This window comes from Puniceibacterium sediminis (genome assembly GCF_900188035.1).
Classification (GTDB): Bacteria; Pseudomonadota; Alphaproteobacteria; order Rhodobacterales; family Rhodobacteraceae; genus Puniceibacterium; species Puniceibacterium sediminis.
Genome location: NZ_FZNN01000040.1, coordinates 1 through 12219, shown reverse-complemented (window position 1 = coordinate 12219; position 12219 = coordinate 1). Strand labels below are relative to the sequence as shown.

The 12219-nt window shown below is 57.5% G+C and carries 10 protein-coding genes and 1 pseudogene; 7 read left to right on the top strand and 4 right to left on the bottom strand.

Annotation, left to right across the window (positions count from 1 at the left end; genetic code table 11):
* The first annotated feature begins 303 nt into the window (after positions 1 to 303).
* From CHB75_RS20690 to CHB75_RS20680, 3 genes are all read left to right on the top strand, one after another.
* Positions 304 to 2700 carry a calcium-binding protein gene (locus CHB75_RS20690; RefSeq protein WP_089274017.1) on the top strand — a complete coding sequence of 799 codons (2397 nt, stop codon included), beginning with the start codon at positions 304 to 306 and terminating at the stop codon, positions 2698 to 2700.
* Positions 2701 to 2735: 35 nt separating this feature from the next.
* Positions 2736 to 3323 (top strand): hypothetical protein, encoded by a 588-nt coding sequence (locus CHB75_RS20685; RefSeq protein WP_141135164.1) that lies wholly within the window; start codon positions 2736 to 2738, stop codon positions 3321 to 3323.
* Between the two features lie 335 nt (positions 3324 to 3658).
* Entirely contained in the window at positions 3659 to 5278 is a 1620-nt protein-coding gene (locus CHB75_RS20680) for a hypothetical protein (protein ID WP_217898818.1), read from the top strand.
* A gap of 347 nt (positions 5279 to 5625) precedes the next feature.
* On the opposite strand, the gene CHB75_RS20675 is transcribed toward CHB75_RS20680, so the two are convergent.
* The 4 genes and pseudogenes from CHB75_RS20675 to CHB75_RS22260 all read right to left on the bottom strand — a co-directional run.
* Positions 5626 to 6834, bottom strand: coding sequence for an ABC transporter permease (locus CHB75_RS20675; protein WP_089274011.1), 1209 nt, complete (start codon positions 6832 to 6834; stop codon positions 5626 to 5628).
* The gene (locus CHB75_RS20670; protein WP_089274009.1) at positions 6831 to 7547 is read right to left on the bottom strand and encodes an ABC transporter ATP-binding protein; all 717 of its coding nucleotides are present in this window, start codon (positions 7545 to 7547) and stop codon (positions 6831 to 6833) included. Before CHB75_RS20670 ends, CHB75_RS20675 begins: the two co-directional genes overlap by 4 nt.
* A gap of 1 nt (position 7548) precedes the next feature.
* Complete coding sequence (locus CHB75_RS20665; protein WP_089274007.1) at positions 7549 to 8805, bottom strand: efflux RND transporter periplasmic adaptor subunit; 1257 nt, start codon at positions 8803 to 8805, stop codon at positions 7549 to 7551.
* A 277-nt stretch (positions 8806 to 9082) separates the two neighbouring features.
* A pseudogene (locus tag CHB75_RS22260) lies at positions 9083 to 9253 on the bottom strand (IS5/IS1182 family transposase); the annotation flags it as partial.
* A 177-nt stretch (positions 9254 to 9430) separates the two neighbouring features.
* Between CHB75_RS22260 and CHB75_RS20660 the strand changes: the two are divergent.
* From CHB75_RS20660 to CHB75_RS21500, 4 genes are all read left to right on the top strand, one after another.
* The gene (locus CHB75_RS20660) at positions 9431 to 10633 is read left to right on the top strand and encodes a CaiB/BaiF CoA transferase family protein (protein ID WP_089274019.1); all 1203 of its coding nucleotides are present in this window, start codon (positions 9431 to 9433) and stop codon (positions 10631 to 10633) included.
* 21 nt (positions 10634 to 10654) lie between these two features.
* On the top strand, positions 10655 to 11815 hold the full coding sequence (locus tag CHB75_RS20655; RefSeq protein ID WP_089274005.1) for an acyl-CoA dehydrogenase family protein: 1161 nt from the start codon (positions 10655 to 10657) through the stop codon (positions 11813 to 11815).
* 106 nt (positions 11816 to 11921) lie between these two features.
* Positions 11922 to 12089 carry a hypothetical protein gene (locus CHB75_RS22255; protein WP_245841094.1) on the top strand — a complete coding sequence of 56 codons (168 nt, stop codon included), beginning with the start codon at positions 11922 to 11924 and terminating at the stop codon, positions 12087 to 12089.
* Positions 12017 to 12178 carry a TRAP transporter large permease subunit gene (locus CHB75_RS21500; RefSeq protein WP_342745328.1) on the top strand — a complete coding sequence of 54 codons (162 nt, stop codon included), beginning with the start codon at positions 12017 to 12019 and terminating at the stop codon, positions 12176 to 12178. Before CHB75_RS22255 ends, CHB75_RS21500 begins: the two co-directional genes overlap by 73 nt.
* The last annotated feature ends 41 nt before the right edge of the window (positions 12179 to 12219 follow it).

The following is a 12219-nucleotide window of genomic DNA, read 5'->3' as shown; positions in this document are numbered from 1 at the left end:
CGGTAGCGGGCGGGAGGTGGCTTGCTCATAAAGACCCTCTAACCGCATAGATTCACGTTGTGAATCGTCCATAGTCAGAGTTGTGCAACAATGCCCCAGCGGTGTGGAATTGTCGCCCACATGATGCGATGCATTGAATGAGCATTGCCGTTTTTTGTTGAGATTATTGATCAACTTTAATGACTTGATTTAGATCACATTCAAACATCCGCAAGCGTGTTAGCCGTGGAGAATGAGCAGGCAAGTGTGAGGTTTCATGTTCTCCACCACGCCAGCAGTAAAGCAGAGGAGAGGATGGGACCCATGGCTACACCAATAAACCCAGGCAACGTACTAGATTTCGACCAGCCGCTTAACACCAATCCAGATTTCACATCAACGCATGTTTTCAGCACTGCGGACATCACCGGGACCTATGATGGTGCCACTCAGGGTGTTGATGGTGGCATCGTGGACTTCACGGGAACAAACGGGACCAAGGTGACCAAAGAGGGTGTTACCCTCTATCCGATCGATAGCGAGTTCGGATTCTACGTTACCGATTTTGTGGGTGCCGAGGACAAAGTCATCGATGGCGACTATGCCGAAGGCTGGGCTGGAGATTTCACGGTCGGCGGAGTGCAGGCCGGGGTCGTCATATCTGATTCCCCGACCGATACGTTCAAGACACCTGCGGTTCTGGGCACCTGGCTGGCCGGGCTTGGCGGCAACACTGTCAAGGCCTCGACCGAGCATTATTCGGTTATGCAGCACGTTCTGTCGGACCAGGAATATCCGGGCGATACTGAAGCGTTGTACGAGCTCGACGACAATCTCATCATGCTAAGCCTGAATCCCGCCTATAACGGCCAATATGTTGCTGATTTGGTGAATGGGACGGCTCTGTACGAAGGTAACCCGGTCGTTGTCGAGGACGTGAATATCGATGGTGTCGTCGATATCAAGGATTTGCTGAACCCGAACGAAAGCACGATTGCGTACGACATTGCCTACGGTGACGACTATTCCGTCACCATGAAGGATGACGGCAAACTGCTCTATCGTTGGGGCAACACGATCAAACGACCGAATGATGTGCGCCTTGAAGCCCATCTCGAAACACCAGATGAGTGGAAAGAGCTTGATCTGTTCAGTTCGTTGAAAAAACTCTATAAGATTACGTCTGCGGAACTGGTGACCCACCACACCATCACCAACAACCCGAACGATCAGATCCGGCCCGAAGATTACGAAAACGAATCCGCGATCGGGACGTTGCCGACCTACGAGGTGATCGAGAATTACAACGGCGAAACCGGTCGGACTGTCTGGGCTTCGACCGATGACTACTATGCCGGGGACGGGACACTTTATGTAGCCGGTACGATCCTGCGCGATACCATGCTGGTCGCCGCTGTCTCCGGGTCCATCCCGGATCTGATTGGTACCATGGCCGAAGATCTTGAGCTTGGCTTTACCAACGAGTGGTACACAACGATGGATCGCGAACCGTTCGAACCGGTTCTGAGCGCCGATGGCACCGAATACATCACCGGTCCGCGCTGGCGCCTGCTGCCTGACAAATACGGGCAGGACCTTCCCAGTGTGACGATCCCGCTCGACCCGAGCGACCCGCCCCCTGTTCAGGAGGGCGAGGAAAAGTACGAGGTCGGCGCAGAGACCCAGACCGTCATCAACCTGCTGGATTGGGAAACCCAAATCTCGCCGCTTTCGATCAGCGCGGGCTGGCAAGACAATTCCGGTGAGGTCTCGATCAACGGTCTGAACATGACCGAGGATTTCGACGTGGCATTCTACATCAAGGGTGACATCAAACCTGCTTCGCTCTACAGCACCGAACTACTTGTGGATTATGAAGAAATTCAAATCTACGCCTCGGGGGCGGCTATCGTTGGCACTGCGGCAGATGACTATCTGGTCGGAGTCGGCCTGAATGAATTCACCGGAGGCGCGGGCGCGGATCTTTTTGTGCTCTCCTATGGAACGACCCTGACAGATGTCATCACGGCCAGCGTCGTCGTCGACTTTGAGGTCGGGGTGGATAAACTGGGTCTGATCGGCTTCGACTCTCTGGCCGATTTCGACATCGACCTTCCAGTCGAAGCGGCCGCGTTGATCGTGCAGGGTGTCTCGGGTGATGATCTGACCATTTCGGTTGACGGCCAACTGGTCGCGACGCTGACTGGTGTAGCAGCCGCGCTCGGCGTTGGTGCGACCCTCGATGCGGGCGAAGGTCTGAGCCTGTTGGACAGCTTCATCATTACCAACCCGTCCGAAGGTGTCGATCCCGGTCCGGTCGAGCCCAACGTGATCACCGGCACCAGTGCTTCGGAAACTCTTACCGGCACGACTGGCGACGACATCATCTATGGCCTGGCCGGAAACGATTATATCTATGCTCTGGCTGGGGATGATGTTCTGGATGGCGGCGCGGGTCTTGACCGTCTTTATGGCGGGCCGGGTGCGGATGACTTTGTCTTCGGCGTGGGTACGGGGATCGATTTCGTCTACGGCTTTGAAGATGGCATCGACCAGATTCAACTCGACGGCATTGATTTCGCCGATGTCACAATCGCCCTCTACCGTACTAGCGACGTGATGGTTACGGCGGGCGCAGACATCATGATCTTGCGAGCCTTCGATGTTGCGAATTTGACAGTGGATGACTTCATTCCGGATCCCGGCCTCGCCCTGGGCTAAAGCAATCTTAACTCATTAAACTGGAAGGAAACGCAATGAATTTCCACATAATACCAATGATCTGCGTAGCGTCTCTCGCCTTTCTGGCGGGATGTGGTGGCAGTTCTTCATCGTCGACCGATGAGGGGGCCGTGGTGGTAACCCCGCCAACCTATGCAGAACTGACACAGGACCTGACGGATCTTGAAACCAAATATTCCGGTGCTGCACGGGCCACTTCGGTGGATATCAACACCGCCGCAAATGCGACTTATACAGGCGCGATCGCCGGGGATCTGGGGGGCAGCGGCTTGGCTGGTGACCTGACCATTGCTGCCGATTTCGGGGCAAATACGGCTTCCGTCACTGCAACCAACTTTATGCACGAAACCGATGGCGCCTATGCGGGGACACTGACCGATACCGGCGGTGTCATCGCGCCAACAGCGCCAGGTGTTAATACTCAAATTTCGGCAACGCTGACCGGCGATCTGACGAATGGCGGCAACACCTTCGCAAGTAACATCGGGCTTGATGGCGACTTCGTCACCGATGGCACCGATCCAGTTGCGGGCATCACAGGAACTGCCTTTGGGACCTTGGGGGCTGCCATTTTTGACGGTGATTTCGCCGCAGAGAAATAAGGCTCAAATGGATCTTGCACCGGCGCTTGAGTTTAACGACCCAAGCGCCGGTTTTATCTATGGCGGATCGGCGCTATTGCGCAAATCTGATACTGGCCGCATTTCTTCTTTCCCCGGACACACTTGTCCCGCGGCTTTTTTGACGGGTATGCCGAGGGTGGTGACACTGTTTAGAATTGCCACGCGGAGCTGAACCTCGACGCCCCGGATCTCCAGTGTTTCCTCGTAAATCCCGGGATGGATCTTGCGCCAGATCCGACGATTGGTGCCGATACGCTTGCGGGCAGCTAAGTGGTTCGACGATCTGGTCAAACCTTTTCAGGAAAAGTGGTACCGTGATGTTCCTTTCCCGAAAAAAAATGGTGCTCGTTTCGGTGGCAATTCTCGCCGCAACTCTGCTCGCCGGCGGCTTTGTTATGTTCAGAACCGTGTCACAGGGAAAAGACCTGTTCAGACTGAACAAAGCCCTGCTCGAAGAAGGCTACTACATGGCCGATTTTGAGTTCAAGATGATGGGGATCGTCTATTATCTGGATAAGGGGCATTATCTTGAAGCGCTCTCGACACTTTCGCAACTTCACTCCCGGCTGAGCAACAGGGCAGGTCTGAACAAGGTGCCGCAATTTGCGAGCACGGAGGAAGAACTGGAATTCTATCTGGGCCTCCAGAACCCGAAGACCGGCGCTTTCATGGACGAGTCGTTTCCATATTGCACGTTCAACGAACCTACCGAAAATGTTGTCGCCCACATTGCCACTCTGGCACGGGAAACGGGCTCTCCGGTGCAACTGAAATATCCACTACGCTACCTTGACGAAGTCAACACGCCGGAAAAGCTGCGGGCCTTTCTGGATGATGTGTCCAACATCGGCTGGCTCGGGAACAGGTTTCCAGAAACGACCTTTGTCTTTGCGCGAAGCCTTGCGAGTTCCGTGAACGGTGAAGGCGTGATCCGCGAGAGTGGGCTTTACGAATTTTCCGAAGTGTATGAGGCCACCCTGTTGGACTGGCTCTATGAAAATCAGGATCCGGAGACTGGTTATTGGGGGCCGAAATTGCGCGGGACCGGCCAACTTGCCCGGCTGGATTTGAACAACACGGCCTCGATCATCAAAGTGTTCGTCGACAGGAACGGCGAACACATCCGCGATGCCTACCCGTTGAGATACCGCGACAGATTGTTCGCGACGACCCTTGGCGTGATCGACCGACCGTTGCCGCCCGAGGATGCGCTCGACGAGTGGCACGATTGGAATATTGCGACAACCAAGGGCATCCGCATGCTGCTTCGGTACTTCTGGGCCGACGCGTCTGAGGCAGAGAAGCAACGTGCCATGGATCTGATCGCGGATCACGTCAGGATCAAGTTCGAGCGCTTTTATGTGGCTGAAGACGGGGGATTCAGCCTTTATCCCGACTCTCAACACGCATCCCTGGATGGCACGGCGACCATGGTTCTGGGCGACATCGGGGCATTTTCGACTGAACGGCAGGCAAGGCTGTGGGGCGATCCGGAAGCGATCATTGAGGACCTCGGCCGGGTTGAAACATTCGCGATCACGCCAGAGGATCTGGCGGTAATATCGGCCAAGCCGCAGGTCAATTCGCTCCGTTTTTACCTGAGGGGGCCCGACTATGGCAACCTGTCGGCGAACGTTTCCGCGTTGATGTATCCGCAGCAGACGGTCGTTCTGGACGCCACCGAACTTGTGCCTAATGTCCTGACCTGGCTGGAAGAACAGCCTGTGTCGATGGGAAACTGGACCTCAAAGCAGTCGCTTGAGAGTTACTATTCGTCTGTGAAGATGAGCGCGCCAAGGGTTCTGGGGAATGGTAAGGAACTGGAAGGGGTGTCAGACCTCTTCGCGTGGTCGGAAAAGCTGACAATCGTGGCATTCGACCAACTCCAAATTCCCATTTACCGAATGGAGTTTGTAAGACCTGCGGATTTTTGAACACGTTCTCTTCTTTGCGGCATGTGAGGTCCAGCTGAAACACACCGCTGCAGAGACGAGAGCGACGGTGTGGCGAACCAACTTTGCTCTATGCATGCGTTTGGCGACCGCGTAGCGGCCTTCGCCACAGCCTTGCGGAAGGCCTCTTTGCTGTTTCGCCGCGATCAAGCTCAATCTCGATATACCACGCTCCGACATTGACCTGAGAATGCGCGAAAGGGGGCGCGTGTCGTGTTGCCACGATCCCACTGCGGGCGTGGTATCCAGCCCTGCGCCTTCAGTGCGCCCGACCATAACCGCACGGTTTCCGATGCGAATCCTTGGCAGCCAGAGTTCTGCAACAACGCCTACTGATGCCTCAGGGCTTCGATGGGATCGAGCTTTGCGGCGCGGCGGGCCGGGAAATATCCAAAGATCACACCAACCGCCGCCGAGAACACGAAAGCGCCAGCCACGACAACCGGGTTTGGCTCGAACGGGATCGCCATCAGATTTGAGGCAAAGGCCGCCAGCACCAGGCCAAGAACGATGCCGATCAGGCCACCTATTACCGACAGGACAATTGCCTCAACCAGAAACTGCATCAGCACCTGGCTTGACTGGGCGCCAACGGCCAGCCGAATTCCTATTTCGCGGGTGCGTTCGGTAACTGAGACCAGCATGATGTTCATGATACCGATGCCGCCGACCAGAAGGCTGACCGCCGCCACCGCAGACAGAAGGCCCGCCAGCACGTTCGTGATGCCGGTCAGCATCGAAGCGATCTGCTTCATGTCCATGACCGTGAAATCGTCATCCTCGCCCTCGCTGATACGGCGTCGTTCGCGCATGAGAGCCTTGATCTCGATCATGGCGCGTTCCGTCGATTGGCCATCCCGCACTGCGACGAAAATCATCGCAACGTCAGTGTTGCCTGTCACGCGGCGCTGAAAGGTTTTCATTGGCAGGCCAATCACGTCGTCCTGATCCGTGCCGAAGGACGACGCCCCCTTGGCCTCCAGCAGGCCCACGACCTCGCAGGTTAGCGAGCTTAGCCGGATCGTTTCACCAACCGGATTGGTGTTGCCAAACAGGTTCTGGCGCACGGTTTCGCCCAGAATGCAGACCGGTTTGCCCGAGGTTTCTTCGCTGGTCAGGAACTGGCGTCCGAGTACCACCGGCCAGTCGACCGCCACTAGATAACGGTTGTCGGTGCCGACGATCTGCGTCTTGACACTTTCGGACCCGTAGATCGCCGTCATCGATGTTTGCGCATAAGGCGCCGCAGTTTCAACGCGGCTGATCTGGTCGATAATCACATCCACGTCCTGAAGCGTGAAAGCCTTTGCAACCGAATTTGAACCCGGTCCCTGATCATCACCGCCAGGCATCACCATCACGATGTTGGTGCCCAGTTTTTCGACATCCGCCGTGACCTGGCTTGATGACCCTTCGCCGACCGTGACCATTGCGATGACGGCGGCGACGCCGATAACGATCCCTAGTACCGTCAGAACCGACCGCATGGTGTTTCGAAAGATCGCCTGAACCGCAAGCCGTATGGTTTCCCAAATCATCGTCTGTAGCCTCCGCCTGCCGGTTTTCCATCCCGCTCGACCCTGCCATCGACCATCCAGATCAACCGGTGGGCGTATTCGGCCATATCCTCTTCGTGAGTGACCATGATGATGGTCATGCCGTCCCGTTCATTCAGCCCGCTGAGCAGTTCCATGATTTCGCGGGACATTTTGGTGTCGAGATTGCCGGTCGGTTCATCGGCCAGGATCAGATCCGGATTGCCAACCAGCGCCCGCGCGATCGCGACGCGCTGCTGCTGGCCTCCGGACAACTCGGAAGGAGCATGGTGTTCGCGCCCATGCAAGCCCACCTTGGCCAGTGCTTCCAGCGCGCGTTTTCTGCGTTCAGTCCGGCCTATTCCCTTGTAGATCAAGGGTAGTTCGACGTTATCAAGCGCCGAAGTGCGGGCCAGTAGGTTGTAGCCCTGAAACACGAACCCAAGGTAGTTCCGCCGTAGCAGCGCGCGCTGGTCCTGATCCAGGCCGGAAACGGGCACCCCATTGAAAAGGTAGTCACCCGAAGTCGGCCTGTCGAGGCAGCCAATCAGGTTCATCGCAGTAGATTTTCCCGAACCCGAAGGCCCCATGATCGCCACGAAATCCCCGGTTTCGATCTTGAAACTCGCACCGTCCAATGCGCGCACCTCGGCCTCGCCATGGCCGTAGACTTTGGCGACATCGCGGAATTCGATCAGGGGCGGGGTATCCGCCACCTCAGTTGCCCTCGGTCATGTCGACAATCACCAGGTCACCCTCGGCAATCTCTCCCGACAGGATACGAGTCATCCGGCCATCAGTATCGCCCTTTTCGACAGGCACCTCCGCAGCCACGCCATCCCGCAGCACCCAGACGGTGCGTGCCGAACGCACCCGGTCATCCTCGCCCTCGCGCGATGGTATGAGTAGGCCCAAAAGCCCGCCGCCTCCGGATTTCTCGTCTTCCGTATCCTCCACCACCTGTGGCGGGGCAAAGCGCAGTGCCGCATTCGGGACCACCAGCACATCGTCAAATTCGGCAACGGTGATATCGGCTGTCGCCGTCATGCCGGGGCGTAACAAAAGCGCCTCGTTGTCGATCGACAGGATCGCTTTGTAAGTGACCAAGCCGTCAATGGTTTCCGAAGCAAACCGCACCATCGAGATCACTGCCGGGAAAGTCTGTTCATCGTAGGCGTCGACGCTGAAGGTCGCCGTGTCGCCTGCCTTGATGCGGCCGATATCCGCCTCGGATACATCGACCTGAAGTTCCATTTTGGACAGATCCTCGGCAATGGTGAACAGAACCGGCGCGGACAGGGCCGCCGCCACGATCTGCCCCGCATCGACATCACGACGCAGCACAAGGCCGTTGATGGGTGAACAGATGCAGGCCTTGGCCAGTTCGGCCTGCTGCGCATCAAGCTGAGCCTGAGTCAGGTCCAGGTTCGCGTTGGCACTGGCCACACCCGCCTTTGCCCGCGCCAGCTCTGCCTCTGCCGCAGTCATGTTCGTACGCGTGGTGATACCGCGGTCATCCAGTTGCTTGACGGTTTCGTAGTGCAATGTGGCTTCGAGCAGGCTGGCCTCCGCATTCGCTACCTGAGCCTGCGCAACTGCATGCGATGCCTTCTGAACCGCCAACTGTGCCTCCAGCTGAGTGGTATCAAGTTGCGCCAGAACCTGCCCGGCCGACACCGTGTCGTTGAAATCGACCAAAACCTTTTCCATCGTACCTGACAGTTCAGAGGAAATCTCAACCAGGTTGGTCGGTTCGATCGTACCGGTTGCGGTCACAGTGACCTGCAAATCCGCCCTGCTGACAGCTTCGGTTTGATAGGTCACCGCCCGGCGCGTCGTCGCTTCGGTGTTCCACCAATAAAGACCACCGGCAACGACTGCAGCAATCACAAGGTAATAAACCCAACGCGGCACTGTGTGGCGGGCTCCACCAACGCCAAGTGTAGTTTCGATTTCGCGTTGCTTGTCAGCCATGGTCGCGCTCCAATAAGATCTTAATTTCGCACTAACCCTGTAAATCTTCCCACCGCATTGATGCACCTCAAATTGAGCCGACAACCTCTCGCTGCTCTAGTCGTCATTCCTCCAAATCTCTGATCCGGCGCGTGACTGATAGCTGGGATTTTCGTCCAGAGAAGCATTTATGATCTGCACAGAAAAATCCAGTAATCAACTTATTTTATTGATAAAAATAGGTGTTACGACTGCGGAAAGTCAGTCCTCGAATACGGTTCAGGTACCCTTGTAAACGGGCTTTCTTGGTTTGCCGCGGTGCGGGAAGCATCTCGGCAAATTTGCCAGGGTCTTGGGCAGTGGCGGCGCGTAGAAATTCGTTATTTACTTCGTTCAGGCCGCGTAATCGCAGGCGTCCCAGCCCAAGAATGCATTTGAGAGACGCGAAGAGCATCTCGACGTCACCTCGATACGCCAATGTATCCGTCATCTGGCGACATGAGCTAGAAAAACCAGGCACGCCTACATCACCTGCCAGCAAACTATAGGGTTTTCAAATTCTCGAGCATTGATTTAGCATAGTTACCTATATTCCAAGCCGACAGTCCCGGGGCTAGTCTCGCTGCAACACAGCATGGAGATGATCATGGGCGCGCTCGACGGCATCAGGGTTCTGAGCTTCAACCACTTCCTCTCTGGACCCGCAGCTGCGCAGCATCTCGGAGACTTGGGGGCGGACGTGATCGCGGTGGAGCCGCTCAACGGCGCTTTTCAGCGCAACTGGGCTGTGGGCAATCGATTTGTCGACGACACATCGGTGAATCACATAACGACCGGGCGTAACAAGCGCTCTATCGCCGTGGACATGAAGGCACCCGAGGGCGTCGCTGCCATCAAGCGCCTGATCGCCACCGCCGATGTCGTCATGGAAAATTTCCGCCCCGGGACGATGGAAAAACTTAGCCTGTCCGAAGCCGAGATGCGCGCCGTCAATCCAAGCATCGTCTACGCAGCGACGACAGGTTTTGGCGCGGACGGCCCCTATGCCAAGCGCCCTGGTCAGGATGTGCTGCTACAGGCCATGTCGGGTCTCGCCGCGCATACAGGCAGCATGGAGCACGGACCTGTCGCCGTGGGCTCGGTTCCCATCGATCATCACGCTGCCGCACTGACCGTCGCCGGCATCATCGCCGCGCTGTTCGAGCGCGAGCGGACCGGCAAGGCCCGCCGGGTCGAAGTCAACATGCTCCAGGCCGCAATGGACCTTCAGGGCGAGTCGATCACAGCATGGATGAACGGCGCTGATCGTTCCGGCCCCCGGGGCAGTGACGGCATGGCCAACTGGTTTAGCCCCGCGCCTTACGGCATCTATGCCACGACGGACGGCCACGTTATGATCTCTATGTCCAAGCCTGCCGATCTTGCCCGCGCGCTCGACCTGCCGGAGGTCCTGGAATTCACTGAGAAAGACGGCTTCGACCGGCGTGGCGAGGTGTCCCGCACCGTGGCCTCCGGCATGGCGTGCCTCTCTACCCAAGAGGCGGTTGGCAAGCTGGTTGCGGCAGGCGTCTGGCACGAGGTCGTTCAGGACTACGACGCGCTGCGCGTGAACCCGCAGGCGCTGCACCTCAAGGCTTTCACTAAGGCGAATACTCAGGGCGGTTCGCCCATGGTCATGCTCTCGCACCCCGTTCGCTACGACGGCGAAACGCCGCCCCTACGCCTGACCCCGCAACCACTGGGAGGTCAGACACGTCAAGTGCTGTCGGAAGTCGGCTTCACTGGCGTGGAAATCGACGCGTTGCTGGCTGCTGGCGTGGTCGTCCAGACCGACAAGATGCGCGCCTGAGCCGCTGAAAGGACCGAGCAGATGGATTTTACAATCTCTGACGAGATGAAGATGGTGACGGAGGCCGTAGGACGCTTTGTGCGCGAGAAGGTACAACCGCTGGAGGCCGAGACTGAGGAGACTACCGTCATCCCCGCCGACAAGCTCTCAAGAGTGAAGGCTGAGGCGCAGGCACTGGGCTTTTACGCACTGAACATGAGCGAGGAGGTCGGGGGCGGGGGCCTTGGCGTGCTCGACATGTGTCTTGTCGAGGAGCAACTGGGCCAGACTTCGGACGCGCTGATCCGGCGCATCTTTGGGCAGGTCTATCCGATGCTTGAGACCTTCGAGGGACACCTGCGCGAAAAGCACCTCTATCCAACCGTCAAGGGCGACAAGATCTGCGCCATGGCAATCACCGAGCCGGAGGCCGGGTCCGATGCCGCCGCGATCCGGACGAACGCCCGTCTCGATGGCGACGAATGGGTTCTGAACGGAACCAAGCACTTCATTTCGGACGGCGATATCGCGGATTACGTCATTGTCATGGCCGTGACCGATGCTGAGAAACGCGCGCGCGGTGGTATCACGTTGGTGATCGTCGACAAGCATACCCCCGGCTTTAACGTCGTTCGGAACCAGAAGATGATGGGGCACCGTGGCTACGGCCATGCCGAACTCACCTTTGACGACGTCCGCATTCCGATGAACAGCATTCTCGGCCCAGTGGGCGAGGGATTCAAGGTCATGATGGCCAATGTCGGGGGCATTCGGCTGGGCCACATCGGCGCGCGCGCGGTCGGCATGGCATCTCGGGTGCTCGAGATGATGCGAGACCATGCCGCCACGCGAAAGCAGTTCGACCAGCCGATCGGGGATTTCCAGATGGTCCAGCAGATGATCGCCGACAGCGCGATTGATATCTTTGCTACGCGAATGATGGTACTTAACACCGCCTGGGAAGTCGATCACGGCATGGACCCCCGCGACAAGGTCTCGATGGTGAAGGTGCAGGCCTCCGAAATGCTCGGCCGTGTCGCAGACCGTGGGATTCAGGTCTTTGGTGGTTACGGCGTCACCAAGGAACTCCCGCTCGAACGCATCTACCGCGACGCCCGCGTCACTCGCATCTACGATGGCACCTCGGAGGTGCACCGCATGCTGATCGCCCGTTCGGTGATCAAACGCGGGCTCACGCTTTGAGCGCCTGCCGTGGCTTCATCTTACCTCTGAACTCCGGTGGTGTGTGGCTGGCTGCCACTCACGCTAACACCGCCGCCCTCGCAGTACCAAACCCAAAGAGACCCGGATGACACAGAATAATTACGCTCCCGGCCAGTCCATTAGCTTCCGCAAGACCATGACCGTGGCCGAGCAGGGGTTCTTCACCGGCATTTCGGGCAGCTGCGCCGCCGAGGCTACGACGTCGATTTCGGTGCAGCGCTTATCGCCTGTGCGGGCTCTATCGCGCAGGTGATCCCGCCCAGCCTGACCATGGTCATTCTCGCTGTGGTGTCGCAACTGGCATTGTTGCACAACTCTGACTATGGACGATTCACAACGTGAATCTATGCGGTTAGAGGGTCTTTATGAGCAAGCCACCTCCC